The sequence below is a fragment of the Arthrobacter sp. G119Y2 genome (assembly GCF_038069765.1).
Taxonomy (GTDB): domain Bacteria; phylum Actinomycetota; class Actinomycetes; order Actinomycetales; family Micrococcaceae; genus Arthrobacter_B.
In genome coordinates this window covers 143,652-157,524 of the sequence record NZ_JBBPFS010000004.1, presented here as the reverse complement: position 1 = coordinate 157,524, position 13,873 = coordinate 143,652, and the positions used below count along the sequence as shown (strand labels likewise).

The 13,873-nt window shown below is 66.2% G+C and carries 13 protein-coding genes; 9 read left to right on the top strand and 4 right to left on the bottom strand.

The window, feature by feature from the left end:
* The first annotated feature begins 100 nt into the window (after nt 1-100).
* Together rlmN and WKB88_RS10040 are read left to right on the top strand one after the other, a co-directional pair.
* Nucleotides 101-1,354: a 23S rRNA (adenine(2503)-C(2))-methyltransferase RlmN gene (rlmN, locus tag WKB88_RS10045; protein WP_341394428.1), complete on the top strand. Its 1,254-nt coding sequence runs from the start codon at nt 101-103 to the stop codon at nt 1,352-1,354.
* A 42-nt stretch (nt 1,355-1,396) separates the two neighbouring features.
* Nucleotides 1,397-2,224, top strand: coding sequence for a class I SAM-dependent methyltransferase (locus tag WKB88_RS10040; protein WP_341394427.1), 828 nt, complete (start codon nt 1,397-1,399; stop codon nt 2,222-2,224).
* Nucleotides 2,225-2,342: 118 nt separating this feature from the next.
* On the opposite strand, the gene purB is transcribed toward WKB88_RS10040, so the two are convergent.
* A complete protein-coding gene (gene purB, locus WKB88_RS10035; protein ID WP_341394426.1) occupies nt 2,343-3,764 on the bottom strand; it encodes an adenylosuccinate lyase in 1,422 nt (473 codons plus the stop codon).
* Nucleotides 3,765-3,944: 180 nt separating this feature from the next.
* Here purB and WKB88_RS10030 point away from each other — a divergent pair, with 180 nt between their 5' ends.
* The gene (locus WKB88_RS10030) at nt 3,945-4,223 is read left to right on the top strand and encodes a hypothetical protein (protein WP_341394425.1); all 279 of its coding nucleotides are present in this window, start codon (nt 3,945-3,947) and stop codon (nt 4,221-4,223) included.
* A complete protein-coding gene (locus tag WKB88_RS10025) occupies nt 4,220-5,683 on the top strand; it encodes a hypothetical protein (protein ID WP_341394424.1) in 1,464 nt (487 codons plus the stop codon). The genes WKB88_RS10030 and WKB88_RS10025 overlap by 4 nt, the downstream gene beginning before the upstream one ends.
* Here the strand turns inward: WKB88_RS10025 and WKB88_RS10020 are convergent.
* Nucleotides 5,660-6,058 (bottom strand): phage holin family protein, encoded by a 399-nt coding sequence (locus WKB88_RS10020; RefSeq protein ID WP_341394423.1) that lies wholly within the window; start codon nt 6,056-6,058, stop codon nt 5,660-5,662. The two genes, WKB88_RS10025 and WKB88_RS10020, sit on opposite strands and share 24 nt — an antisense overlap.
* Nucleotides 6,059-6,174: 116 nt before the next feature.
* Between WKB88_RS10020 and WKB88_RS10015 the strand changes: the two genes are divergently transcribed.
* The 5 genes from WKB88_RS10015 (at nt 6,175) to WKB88_RS09995 (ending at nt 11,463) form a co-directional block, all read left to right on the top strand.
* Nucleotides 6,175-7,314, top strand: a complete 1,140-nt coding sequence (locus WKB88_RS10015) for a histidinol-phosphate transaminase (protein WP_341394422.1) — start codon at nt 6,175-6,177, stop codon at nt 7,312-7,314.
* Nucleotides 7,315-7,457: 143 nt separating this feature from the next.
* Entirely contained in the window at nt 7,458-8,687 is a 1,230-nt protein-coding gene (pdhA, locus tag WKB88_RS10010; protein WP_341394421.1) for a pyruvate dehydrogenase (acetyl-transferring) E1 component subunit alpha, read from the top strand.
* Nucleotides 8,684-9,658, top strand: a complete 975-nt coding sequence (locus WKB88_RS10005; RefSeq protein ID WP_341394420.1) for an alpha-ketoacid dehydrogenase subunit beta — start codon at nt 8,684-8,686, stop codon at nt 9,656-9,658. The genes pdhA and WKB88_RS10005 overlap by 4 nt, the downstream gene beginning before the upstream one ends.
* A 75-nt stretch (nt 9,659-9,733) precedes the next feature.
* On the top strand, nt 9,734-11,206 hold the full coding sequence (locus tag WKB88_RS10000; protein WP_341394419.1) for a dihydrolipoamide acetyltransferase family protein: 1,473 nt from the start codon (nt 9,734-9,736) through the stop codon (nt 11,204-11,206).
* A gap of 41 nt (nt 11,207-11,247) precedes the next feature.
* Nucleotides 11,248-11,463: a hypothetical protein gene (locus tag WKB88_RS09995; RefSeq protein ID WP_341394418.1), complete on the top strand. Its 216-nt coding sequence runs from the start codon at nt 11,248-11,250 to the stop codon at nt 11,461-11,463.
* On the opposite strand, the gene WKB88_RS09990 is transcribed toward WKB88_RS09995, so the two are convergent.
* Nucleotides 11,460-12,752: an aminotransferase-like domain-containing protein gene (locus WKB88_RS09990; protein WP_341394417.1), complete on the bottom strand. Its 1,293-nt coding sequence runs from the start codon at nt 12,750-12,752 to the stop codon at nt 11,460-11,462. The two genes, WKB88_RS09995 and WKB88_RS09990, sit on opposite strands and share 4 nt — an antisense overlap.
* Nucleotides 12,753-12,800: 48 nt before the next feature.
* Entirely contained in the window at nt 12,801-13,766 is a 966-nt protein-coding gene (locus WKB88_RS09985; protein WP_341394416.1) for a helix-turn-helix transcriptional regulator, read from the bottom strand.
* Between the last annotated feature and the right edge of the window lie 107 nt (nt 13,767-13,873).

Below are 13,873 nucleotides of genomic sequence, written 5' to 3'. Positions count from 1 at the left end.
GCCCTTAACCTAGGCGCCGGCGGTTTCAACCGTGTTTCACTGCCGTGGCCAGTTTGCTAACAGAAAGCAGAGGAAGCGGATGCGTGCAAAAATAGAAGGGATGACTTCCCTCGATACTTCCTCCGCAACCCCGTCCAAGCCGGTCGGCACCTCCAAGGCGCAGCTGCAGGCGCGGAAGGCGCAGGTCCGCCCTGCCCCGGAGGGTTGGGAACAGGCCAAGGAGCCGGACGGCCGCCCGCTGCTGCAGTTCAAATCCCCGCGGGTGTCCCAGCCGCCGGTGCATCTGGCGGACCTGACCCTGCCGGAGCGCCAGGCGAAGCTCAAGGAGCTGGGCCTGCCGGCGTTCCGCGCCAAGCAGCTTTCGGTGCACTACTTCCAGCACTACACCACGGATCCCGAGACGATGAGCGACCTGCCCAAGGAGCGCCGCGATGATTTGGTCCGTGAAATGTTCCCGACGCTGCTCACCGAGGTCAAGCGCCTGACCACGGACAACGGCGACACCATCAAGTTCCTGTGGCGCCTCTTCGACGGCTCACTCGTGGAGTCAGTGCTGATGCGTTACCCCGGCCGCATCACCCTGTGCGTGTCCAGCCAGTGCGGCTGCGGCATGAACTGCCCGTTCTGCGCCACCGGCCAGGCGGGCCTGACCCGGAACATGTCCACCGCCGAAATCCTGGACCAGATTGTCCAGGCCAACCGGGTCATCAAGGAGGGCGGCCTCGGCGGCAAGCGCCGCGACGGCGGGCACGACGCCGAGCGCGTCACCAACATCGTCTTCATGGGCATGGGTGAGCCGCTGGCCAACTACAAGCGCGTCATGAACGCCGTGCACCGGATGGCAGCCGACGTGCCCGAAGGCTTGGGCATGAGCGCGCGCAACATCACCGTTTCCACCGTGGGCCTGGTGCCGGCCATCAACAAGCTCGCCGAGGAGAATATCCCGGTGACCTTCGCGCTCAGCCTGCACGCCCCGGACGATGAGCTGCGCGACGAACTGATCCCGGTCAACAGCCGCTGGAAGGTGGACGAGGCCCTCGACGCCGCGTACAACTACTACCGCGTCACCGGCCGCCGCGTCTCCATCGAGTACGCCCTGATCAAGGACATGAACGACCACCCGTGGCGCGCCGATCTGCTGGCGAAGAAGCTCAACGCCCGCGGCCGCGGCTGGGTGCATGTGAACCCGATTCCGCTGAATCCGACGCCCGGTTCCATCTGGACGTCGCCGGAACCGCATGTGACCCGCGACTTCATCAACCACCTCATTGACGCCGGCATCCCCACCACGCTGCGTGATACCCGCGGCAAGGAAATCGACGGCGCCTGCGGGCAGCTGGCCGCCGCGGACTAGGACCACACAGCCGAGGGCAAGTTCGCGGCTACAATCGGTCGCATGTCGAACCAGGCCCACTTCGAGGCGAACCGGTTGAACTGGGATGCGCGCACCCCCGGACACACCCAGTCATACGGTGCCGTTGACTTCGCCGAGAGCCCCGGCCGGATTTCCGACGTCGTCGAGGCTGACGCCGCTTCTCTCGCACCCTTCCTCCCGGGAGGTTCCGCGCGCGGCCTGCGGCTCATCCACCTCCAATGCCACATCGGCACGGACACCATCAGCTGGGCGAGGCTGGGGGCGGATGCCACCGGCGTCGATCTCTCACCGAAGTCGCTTGAAACGGCCCGCGGTCTGGCGCGGCGGGCCAAGTTGGACCTCCGGTTCATCGAAGCGAACGTCTACGAAGCAGCGCGTGTCGCAGAGGGGCCCTATGACGTCGTTTACACGAGCATCGGAGTGCTCGCGTGGCTCCCGCGGCTGGACACCTGGGCAAGGACGATCGCCGACCTGCTCGCGCCCGGCGGCCTGTTCTTTATCCGAGAGGGCCACCCGGTGGTCAGTGCCCTGGCCGAGCGAAATGATAATCTCCTGGTCCTTGACGAGCCGTATTTTGCGGCGGGACCCGTTCGGTATGAGGATGAGCTCTCCTACACGGGCAGCGCGATAGCCGCACACCGGGAGAATTACCAGTGGCAGCACTCGATGAGCGAGATCATCCAATCGCTGCTGGACGCCGGACTGGAGCTGCTTGCCTTCGACGAACAGCGCGTGCTGCCGTGGCAGGCGCTCCACTTCATGATCAAGGTCCCCGGCGGCTGGGCGCTGCCTGACCGGGCTGAGCGGCTGCCGCTGACCTTTAGCCTCGTGGCCCGGCGGCGGGCCTGACTGCGCCTGACCCGGGACATAGCCGGAAACGACGGCGGGAGGCCGGGCCTGCGCAGCCCGGCCTCCCGCCGTCGTCATACGTTAAGGCTCGTACCCTATGGGCTGCCTTTGTACCGGACTATTTGGTGACGTGATCCACCAGGGCGTCGGCGATCCCGGTGTACCTGGCCGGTGTCAGGGCCAGCAGGCGTGCTTCGGCCTCGGCGGGGAGGCCCAGCCCGGAGACAAACTCGCGCATCCGCTCGGCGTCCACGCGCTGCCCGCGGGTCAGGTCCTTCAAGCGTTCGTACGGATTTTCCATGCCGGGGGCGCCGGCAATGGCCTCGGCGCGCATGACCATCTGGATGGCTTCGCCGAGCACCTCCCAGTTGGTGTCCAGATCGGCTGCCAGCACGTCGTCGGCCACGTCCAGGCGCTCGAGGCCCTTGGCCACGTTGGAAATCGCCAGCACCGAGTGGCCGAAGGCTACGCCGATGTTGCGCTGCGAGGATGAGTCGGTGAGGTCACGCTGCCAGCGTGAGGTCACCAGCGTGGAAGCGAGGGTGTCCAGCAGGCCGTTGGAAATCTCGAGGTTGGCTTCGGCGTTTTCGAAGCGGATCGGGTTGACCTTGTGCGGCATGGTGGAGGAACCCGTGGCGCCGGCCACCGGTATCTGCTTGAAGTAGCCGATGGAGATGTAGCTCCACACGTCGGTGCAGAAGTTGTGCAGGATCCGGTTGAAGCGGGCCATGTCGGCGTACAGCTCGGCCTGCCAGTCGTGGGATTCAATCTGCGTGGTCAGCGGGTTCCAGTCCAGGCCGAGGCCCTCGACGAAGCTGCGGGAAACCTGCTGCCAGTCCACCCCGGGCACCGATGCGTAGTGGGCCGCATAGGTGCCGGTCGCGCCGTTGATCTTGCCCAGGTATTCGGTCTTTTCAATGCGGCGCAGCTGCCGGGACAGCCGGTGGGCGGTGACGGCCAGTTCCTTGCCCAGCGTGGTGGGGGTAGCCGGCTGGCCGTGCGTGCGGGAGAGCATCGGGACGGCACGGGTTTCCTCGGCCATGACGGTGATCCGGTCCACCAGGTCGTGGGCGGCAGGCAGCCACACATTTTCCACGGCGCCCTTGACGCCGAGGGCGTAGGAGAGGTTGTTGACGTCTTCGGAGGTGCAGCCGAAGTGCACCAGCGAGGTCAGGTTTTCGATGCCGATCGCTGCCAGCCGGCGGCCAATGTAATACTCCACGGCCTTGACGTCGTGGACGGTTACCTGCTCGATTTCAGCCAGCTCCGACACTGAATTGCCGTCGAAGCCGGAGACAATCTCGCGCAGCTGTGCCTGCTGCCCGCCGCTGAGCGGCGACGTGCCCGGCAGTACGGAGTTGGAGGTGAGGTGGATCAGCCATTCCACCTCGACGTGGGTGCGGTCGCGGTTCAAGGCGGCTTCGGACAGGTAGTCCACCAGCGGGGCCGTGACGCCGCGGTAGCGGCCGTCCAGCGGGCCCAGCGCAATGGCGGGAGTGACGGAGGCAAGGGGGACGCGGGGAGCAGCGGATTCAGCCATGCGGCAATTCTTTCACGCTCCGGCGGCCCGCCCCGCTCTGTGACTTCTCCTCCACACAGGGGGGCGCAGGGCCGATGCTGCCTTTTTATCCCCAACCGGGCCGGAGGCCCGGCGGGAAGCCGCCGTGGATGAAAGAACGGAACGTAGAGGCACGGTGGAAGCTGATGAGGAGGGGGACACGTGGGATCGGTAGGGGAGGATCCGCCCGGGACGGCGGAGGCCGCAGACGGGCTCGGCTACGTTGAGGGAGTTCTCGGGGACCTCGAGTCACTGCAGCGGGAGCTCCGGGGGCTGCTGCAGATGAACTGGCGCTCGGAGGCAGCCGACGAGTTCGCGGAATACCTGTCGGGGTGCATTCGGCGCGTGGAGCAGACAGCGGGGGATTACCAAGGCGCAGCCGAAGTGCTCAAGCGGTATGCGACCGAACTGCAGCTCCTGGACACGGGGGACTGGTCATGAGCGCCGCAGTGGCGATCCGCGCGTCAGGGAGCCGGGACCCCGGCCTGCGCATCAAAGGCGGCTCCCGGGGCCTGACGGTGGAGTACCGAGAACTTCAGGCGGCGGGCGGGCAACTGGAGCTTATCGCCGAGCGTCTTGAAGGGGTACGGGATCACGGGGTGGCTATCTGCTACAAGCTTTACGGGCTGAACGGCGGCTCCGCACTGCCTGCAGCCGCCGCCGGCGCGGCCGATGCAGTCAATGACGCTGTGCTGAGCCTGCGGCGGAACATTGAGGACTTGGAGGACGCGGCCGCCTCGCTACGAAGGGCCGTTGAGAACTACCTCGAGGTTGAGGGTCGGTTGGAACGAAGACTGAAGGCCCTGCCGGGAGTAGCCCCGGCGCTCGGATTCACGCTTTGGCATCTCGGCGGCTGGGGGTATCCGAGGGGGGCAGTGCCCGAGCTGCTGGCTCCCAGTCCCGGCAGCATTCTCGGCGGGGTTATTACCGTGTCCGGGCTCGTTGTGTCAGCGGGTCTGTCGTCTCTAACGGTCAGCCGAGTTCCCGGCACCCACGGAAAGATTGCTGCTCCCACGACTGCCCACGGGTTGCTGCAGCGTTCACGCATCCTGCTGGAGACGGAAAGCACCTCGCACGTCGTTGAGGTCCTGAGCATCAGGAAGGACGGAAGCGACGTCCGGGTGGTGACTCTTCCCGGAACGCAGGGAGACCCAAGTGTGGAGGCGGGGGAGAACCCCTTTGACGCATACGGCAATGCGGAAGCCCGGGCGCGGGACAGCCGCTACGTGGCCGACGCGGTTGCCGAGGCCCTGCGCCAGGCCGGAACTTCGGCTGAGGACGCCGTCATTTTGGTGGGCTACAGCCAGGGCGGGATCCACGCAGTCAACACCGGCGCGCGGTTGGCGGAGGACGGGGATTTCAACGTCGAGATGATTTTGACTGCGGGAGCGCCGGCCGGGGACCGGGACGTCCCGGCAGGTGTCAAAGTACTGCACCTGGAACATGGCATGGACATGGTGCCCGGCTGGGACGGCGACTCGAACCCGGACACCCCTGACCGGATCACCGTAACCGGGACGGCACCGGTTCAGGCTGGGGGCGGACCGCTGGGGCCGGCCCATGAACTCGATGTCTACTTGGACTTGGCCGCGCAGGCGGATGCCAGCAGCGACCCGTCGCTGACTGAAATGCTGGCGCATCTGACCGAGGTCATTGGTTCGGGGAGGGTTGCCACCCGGAACCTCTTTAGCTTCTCGCGGAAACCGGAATCCAAGGCGCCGGCCAAGGCGCCAACGGGCCCCATCTCGCCCGGCACCGTGCTGCCGCTGCCCCTCCCGGGGCAGCTGCCGCCGGTACTGGTGAACCCTGTTGCGCCAATGCCGATGGACCCTGTTGTGCCGATGCCGGTTCCCCCCGTTGTGCCCCCGGGGCGGTGGTTACCGCCGGGTACCGGTCAGTGAGCCGGCCACCAGGGACACCAGGGAGATGATGATCGAAGCGAGGATGCCGGTCCAGAAGAAGGAGTCCACCACCAGTTCCACCGGCGTGTAGCTGCTCAGCCAGGAGGTGAGCATGAGCATTCCCGCGTTGATGACGATCGTAAAGAGGCCCAGAGTCAGGATGGTCAGCGGCAGCGACAGCAGCTTCACCACTGGACGTATCAGTGCGTTGACCAGGCCGAAGATCAGCCCGATGAACAGGTAGGCGAGCACCAGGTCGGCAGTGGGGTTGCCGGTGACGGCGCCGCCGGTTTCGATGACTGCAATGCCGGGCAGCAGCAGGCCCGCGACCCAGACAGCCAGGGCATTGATAAGGATCCGAATCAGAAAGCGCATGCCTCCATGCTGGCACATGCCCCGGCCGGCACCACGTCTCCGACCGCCGTGTCACATGACGGCCGCTATCGGTGTTCCACGGCACGCCGGCCGCCGCGCGGTTTAGGGTTAAGTACATGACGACCACCGAGAATGACACCAACGCAGCCGGATTGCCAGCGCCGGAAATCCGGCCCCGCAGCGTCGTGGGCAGGCTTCCCCGCTATACGGCCGGAAAACCGCCTGCCGTCATTGAGGGGCTGCAGAGCTACAAGCTGTCATCGAACGAGAATCACTTTCCCCCGCTGCCCGCGGTCCTCGAAGCGATCAGCAGCGGGCAGGAAATCAACCGCTACCCCGATCCGCTGTCCACGGCGCTGCGCACGGAGCTGTCCTCCTTCCTGGACGTTCCGGCCGAGGACATTGTCACCGGGGGCGGAAGCCTGGGGGTGCTGAACCAGTTGCTGGCCACCTTCGCCGGCCAGGACGAAAGCGGCGTTCAGGACCAGGTCGTTTACCCGTGGCGGTCCTTCGAGGCCTATCCGATCAGCGTCGGACTGTCCGGTGCCGAGAGCATTCAGGTGCCGCTGCGCGAAGACGGCACGCATGATCTTGATGCCATGGCGGCCGCCGTCACGGAACGCACACGCGTTATCCTGCTGTGCACGCCCAACAACCCCACCGGCCCCGCACTCACCGCCGCACAGGTCGAAAGTTTCCTGGCGAGCGTGCCATCGGACGTGATCGTGGTGATCGACGAGGCTTACGAGGACTTTGTCCGGGATCCGGAGGCCGTGAACGGCATCGACATGTACCGCCGTCACCCCAACGTGGTGGTGCTGCGCACCTTCTCGAAGGGCGCGGGCCTGGCCGGCCTGCGGGTCGGATACTCCGTCTCGCATCCAGCCGTCACCCAGCACCTGCGGGTGGCCGCCGTGCCGTTTGCCGTCTCGCAGCTTGCGGAAACGGCTGCGGTGGTGTCGCTGCGGCATCACGGTGAACTTGTGGAAAGAATACAAGGACTGGTGCAGGAACGCTCCCGTGTGGTCGAGGGGCTCAGGGAGCTTGGCTGGCAGATACCGGAGGCCCAGGGGAACTTCGTCTGGCTGGCTCTGGGGGAGAATACCCCCGAGTTTGCGGTCCTGGCCGAGCAGCAGGCCCTTGCCGTGCGTGCCTTCGGCACGGAGGGTGTGCGGGTCACCATCGGCGAGGAGGAAGCGAATACGCGGTTCCTCGCTCTATGTGCGACCTATACAAAGGGACCCGGCGTTTCCTAGCGTGTCCTAAGTGCGGTCCGGGGCCGGCCGCTGGTTAGGCTGAGGGAAGTAAGTTCCACATATATTCTTCCGGGGTGATCCATTCCCGTGCGGGAATATATCTAGCGCGGGTCGGTCAGGCGGCTGCCCGGCGAGGAGTAAGCATGGACCTCAAGCACTTGCCTGCCAGAACGGCGGACGTTGATGCCACACGCCTGCCCGGCGACGACGGCGACGACGGCGCAGCCCGGGGCGGCACCGTTGACGGCGGTACCGGCCCCCGCCCGGAAAGCACCGGCATGGTGCAGCTGCTGACCCCCGACGGACAGTTGGTGGAAGACAGCACCTACGGCGCCTACGCCGCTGAACTGGGTGCCGAGGAACTGCGCGGGCTCTACCGGGACATGTTCACGATCCGCCGCTTCGACCAGGAAGCCACGGCACTGCAGCGGCAGGGCGAACTGGTGATGTGGGTTCCCATGTCGGGCCAGGAAGGCGCCCAGATTGGATCCGGACGCGCCCTGCAGCCTCAGGATTACGTCTTCCCGACCTACCGCGAGCACGGCGTCGCGCTGACCCGCGGGCTGAAACTGGCGCACCTCCTGCGGCGTTTCCGCGGCATTTCCCACGGCGGGTGGAACCCCGCCGAGGCCAACTTCCACCTCTACACTCTGGTCCTGGCCGCACAGGTGCCGCACGCCGTCGGGTATGCGATGGGAATGGCCCGTGACAGGGCCGCGGATCCGCAGCTTCCGGAGGCCGCCACCGTTGCTTATTTCGGCGACGGCGCCAGCTCGGAGGGGGACGTCCACGAGGCCATGGTGTTTGCCGCGTCCTACGACGCACCGGTGGTGTTCTTCTGCCAGAACAACCACTGGGCCATCTCCGTGCCCACTGAAGTACAGTCTCGGATTCCGCTCGCCAACCGTGCCAAGGGGTACGGCTTCCCCGGCATCCGGGTGGACGGCAATGACGTGGTGGCGGTCCATGCGGTGACCCGCTGGGCGTTGGAACACGCCCGCTCCGGCAAGGGGCCGGTGCTGATCGAAGCCTTCACATACCGGATGAGCGCCCACACCACCGCGGATGACCCCACCAAGTACCGGCTCACCGCCGACGAGGAGGCCTGGGTCTCACGGGATCCCCTGACCCGGCTGGAGAAGTACCTGCGCGCCGCCGGCCTTGCCGATGATGCGTTCTTTGAAGAACTGGCGAAGGACGGGCAGGTGATGGCCGACAAGCTCCGCGAGGACGTGCTGGCCATGCAGGCCCCGGGCTTCGAGGATGCCTTCACCGACGTGTATGCAGAGGCACATCCGCTGATCCAGGAGGAACTGGATTTCCACCGCCGGTACGAGGCCGGTTTTGCCGACTCCCAGGAGCCCACCGCATGAGCACCATGACCATGGCCAAAGCCATCAACGCCGGACTGCGGGCCGGACTCGAAAACAACCCCAAATCACTCCTCATGGGAGAGGACATCGGGGACTTGGGCGGCGTGTACCGCGTCACCGAAGGGCTGAAGGCAGATTTCGGGGCCAGCCGGGTCATGGACACCCCGCTGGCTGAATCGGGCATCATCGGCACCGCTATCGGCCTCGCGCTCCGGGGATACCGGCCGGTCTGCGAAATCCAGTTCGACGGGTTTGTCTTCCCCGGGTTCAACCAGATCACCACCCAGCTGGCCAAGATGCACTCGCGCAGCGAAGGGTCCCTCAGCTCTCCGGTGGTTATCCGTATCCCCTACGGCGGCGGCATCGGGTCCATCGAGCACCACTCCGAATCTCCGGAAGCACTGTTTGCCCACACTGCCGGACTGCGGATCCTGACGCCGTCCAATCCGCAGGACGCCTACTGGATGATCCAGCAGGCAATGACCTGCAAGGATCCCGTGATCGTGTTCGAACCCAAGCGCCGCTATTGGCTCAAGGGTGACGTGGATACGGAACAGCCCACGGGGGACCCCTTCTCTGCGCATGTGCTGCGGGAGGGCACCGACGCCACCATCGTCGCCTACGGCCCGCTGGTGCCGGTGGCCCTGGCTGCGGCAAAAGCCGCCGAGGATGACGGCCGCAGCATTGAAGTGGTGGACCTGCGCTCGATTTCCCCGATCGACTTTGACACCGTGACCGAGTCGGTCCGGAAGACGGGGCGCCTAATCGTCACCCACGAAGCCCCCACCTTCGGGGGGATCGGAGGCGAAATTGCCGCCCGGGTGACCGAGCGCGCCTTCCTGTCGCTGGAGGCTCCGGTCATCCGCGTCGGCGGTTTCCATATGCCGTACCCGGTGGCGAAGGTTGAAGAACACTATTTGCCGGACATCGACAAACTGATGGACGCGCTGGACCGCTCCTTCGCTTACTAGCCCCATCCCGGACGGCGGGCGACCGCCGCTGAAGCTTGCCGCACCCCACGCGCCGCATACAAAGATTGAGAAGCCATGACTGAGAGAACGTTCCACCTTCCCGATGTGGGAGAAGGTTTGACCGAGGCCGACATCGTCGAGTGGAAGGTGCGGGCCGGAGACACGGTTGCCGTCAATGACGTGCTCGTCGAAATCGAAACCGCAAAGTCGCTGGTGGAACTTCCCTCGCCCTACGCCGGCACGGTCTCAAAACTGCTGGTGCAGGAAGGCCAGACAGTCGACGTGGGGTCACCGATCATCAGTGTCACCGCCGGTTCTCCGGCGGACGACGGCGGGCAGCCCGGTGCTCCCATGACACCGGCTCCCGTTCCGGCGGCGGCTCCCGACGACGAACAGCCCAGTGCGTCCCTCACGGGCACCGGGCCCAAGGCCGACGCCGTGAAGCGCCGTCCGCGGGTCAACCGGCCTGCCCCTTCTGCTCCGGCGGCCGCACCGGCCGCAGTTCGTGCTGCCCCTGCCGCACCGGCTGCCACTGAGGCCCCGGCTGCTGACGCCCCCGCCACTGACGCCCCGGCGACCCCGGCCTCCGCCCCGGTCGCCGCGGATTCCCGCGCCCAGAGCGTGGCGGCAGCCGGCGCCGTCGTGCAGGACAGGTTGAACCGGCTGATCCAGCGGGTACTGGCCAAGCCGCCGGTCCGCAAGGCGGCCAAGGATCTGGGCATCAACCTCGCCGATGTGCCGGCAACGGGTGCCAGCGGCGAGGTGACCAAGCAGGACCTCATCAGCTATCAGGCGCAGCGCGAATCAGAGCAGGATTCCGCCGACACCTTCTGGGCCGGTGCGCAGCAGCCCCAGGATGAACGGATTGAGCGGATTCCGGTCAAGGGCGTCCGGCGGGCCACCGCCAAGGCGATGGTGGACAGCGCTTTCACCGCACCGCACGTCAGCATCTTCGTTGACGTGGATGCCTCCCGCACGATGGAATTCGTGAAACGCCTCAAGGCCTCGCGCGACTTCGAGGGCATCAAGGTCTCTCCGCTGCTGATCCTGGCCAAGGCCGTGATCTGGGCGGCGGCCCGCAACCCCTCGGTGAATGCGACCTGGGCCGGCGACGAGATCCTGGTCAAGCACTTCATGAACCTCGGGATTGCCGCAGCCACGCCGCGCGGCCTCATGGTTCCGAACATCAAGGATGCGCAGGACCTGTCCCTGAAGGAACTGGCCCTGGCGCTCAACGCCCTGGCAACCACGGCGCGCGCCGGAAAGACGCCGCCGGCAGACATGCGCGGCGGCACGCTGACGATCACCAATATCGGAGCCCTGGGCATCGACACCGGGACACCGATCATCAACCCCGGGGAAGTCGCGATTGTTGCCTTTGGAACCATCAAGCAGAAACCCTGGGTGCTTGACGGCGAAGTGATCCCGCGCTGGATCACGACGCTGGGCGGTTCCTTCGATCACCGGGTGGTGGACGGGGACCTCTCGGCCCGGTTCATGGCCGATGTTGCTGCCATCCTCGAGGAACCGGCGCTGCTGCTGGACTAGCTGTTTCAGTACGCCGCCCCGGCAGATACGATCAGGTAACTATGACAAATCCTCGCGGCCCCCGGGGCCAGGGCGGCGGCGCCCCGCAGATCGACTTCAAACGCACCTTGATGCTGCTGGCAGTGGCCTTTATTGTTTCCAGCCTGCTGATCATCCTCTTTCCGGGGCTGGGCACCGTGTGGCGGCTGCTGATCATCATCGCCCTGTTCGCCGTCGCCCTTCCCTACCTGGAACGGCGCAGGCGCAACCGCCGCTAGCCTGCGGAAGCCGCCAGGGCCTGCCGCAGTACGGGCGCCAGCCGCCGGACACCCTCCCGGATGTCGTCCTCGGAGACGGCACTGAAGGCCAGGCGCAGTTTGTTGGAGGGCTCATCCGACGGGGTGAAGGCCGCGCCGGGGATGAACACCACGCCGGCGTCGATGGCCTCGTACAGCAGCGGATAAGTGTCCACTCCGTCAGGCATGCTCAGCCAGACGAAAAAACCGCCGTCGGGCACTGTCCAGCTGACGCCGTCGGGCAGGTGTTCCGCCAGCGCGGACAGCAGGGCGGCGCAGCGCGCCGCGTACAGCACGCGGGAGTCGCGGATGTGCTGCATCCAGTCGTAATCGCGCAGATAAGCGGAAACCAGCATCTGTGTGAGCGGCGACGGGCAAAGGACCACTGCTTCGCAGGCCAGGTAGAAGCGCCGGTGCAGGTGCTTCGGGACAAGCGCCCAGCCCACCCGCACGCCGGGGGCGAAGATCTTTGAAAATGAGCCCAGATACAGGACGTCATGCGGGTTTCCGGCGCGCAGGGGAGTCAGCGGGCGGCCGTCGAAACGCAGCATTCCGTAGGGGTTGTCTTCGAGGATGAGAATGTTCTCCTCCGCGCAGATGTCGACGATCCGCTGCCGGCGCCCGGCCGCCAGAGTGACGCCGCTGGGGTTGTTGAAGCTGGGAATCGTGTAAAGCATCTTGATGGACTTGCCCTGCTTCCGCAGAGACGCGATTGCCGCTTCCAGCGCCTCGGGAATCAGCCCGTCGGAGTCCGTCGGCACCGGCTGCAGGTCCACTTCGTAGGCCTCGAACGCGTTCAGGGCACCCACATACGTGGGGTCCTCGCAGAGGACCACGTCTCCGGGATTGCAGAAGACCTTGGCGGCGACGTCCTGTGCGGACTGGGAACCGGTGGTGATGACGACGTCGTCGGGGTCGGCTCCGCAAATTCCTTCGGCTGCCATGACCTCGCAGGCCTGGCGGCGCAGCTCCTCCATGCCCTGGCCGGCACCGTACTGCAGTGATTCGAGGCCGTGGTCGGCGATGATGCTGCGGGCCGACTCGCCCAGCTCCCGCAGCGGCAGTGAACGCAGGGAGGGGCTGCCGCCGGCCAGCGACACGAGGCCGGGCCGGATGGAGATGTCGAAGACATCCCGCACGGCGGACTGCTTGATATGGAATGCCCGGTCCGAGAACAGCGCCTCATGCCGGTGGCCGGACGTGACGGCGCGCTCTAAGGCTGTCCGCGTCTCCGGCGACAGTGCGGGGGCGGAAGTATCCTCGAAAGTCATCCCCACATCCTAGCCTCTGTTGTTCACAAATAGGCAACATCCGTTGCCTTAAATCCACCCCGCCCGGTGCGCTTTGACCCCGGCCTGGAACCGGCTTTCGGCACCCAGGTCTTCCAGCATTTTCGCGATGTGGCGGCGGCAGGTCCGGACACTGATCCCCAGCCGCCGGGCAACCACCTCGTCGGACTGCCCGGCGGCCAGCGCGCGGAGGATCGAACGCTGGATGCTGTTCAGCTGCCCCGGCTGCGGTTCCTCCGTCAGAAACGGCTCGCCCAGTTCCCAGGCGAAATCAAACATGCGCACGAAAACGTGGATCATGTCGGGGTCGCGGATGACGAGGCCTGCCCTGTCATCGGGGCACCGGCCGCGCGGGATCACGGCCACTTTGCTGTCAAAGATCACCGCCCGCAGCGGCATGTGGGGCAGGGTGCGGAACTCTCCGCCCGCCGCCGTGACAATCTCGACGGCCCGGCGGGTGGGCATGTGATCCCGGATGCTGGAATGGTAGAGGGTCCTGCGGCGCACCCCCTGACGAAGCATGTCGACATCCTTCTGGACGCTGTCCTCCTGGGTATCGGCCGTGGCTCCCGGGCCGGGGCGTGCCATCAGGACGCAGTCCGAGGCCGCACGGGCATACTCGATCAGGACGCTCATCACCTGGCCCGGGTCCTCCAGGACTTCGACGGCGGAATCCGTGGAAACCCGGCGGCTGGCCTCGGCAAAGACAGGCACCAGGCCGGCCAGCTCCCGCCGCTTCGAGCCGATCCGGGCACGCAGGTCCAGGAGGGCACGCTCGTCGGGATCCACCAGTTCGGCCAGGGCGACGTCGGGGGAAACAGCCGCGTAGCTGGGACGCTCGGAGCTGACCTGCACCAGCAGGCAGTGCTCCGCCAGCTCTCTGATGGCCGTTTCAATGGAACGTGTGGTGAATCCAAGCGCCTCGGACGCCTGGTCAACAGTCCATCCCGGGCTGCTTACGGCGTACCGGTACACGGCCAGGGATATATGGTCCACGGCACCTGCTCCTCTCGACCCGTTGAGGCTACCTCATGCTTCGGGCTCCGGAGGATTCCGGGCCCGGCTCCGGATCAGGGCAGGGCCAGGGCGCCGGTTCAGTACTG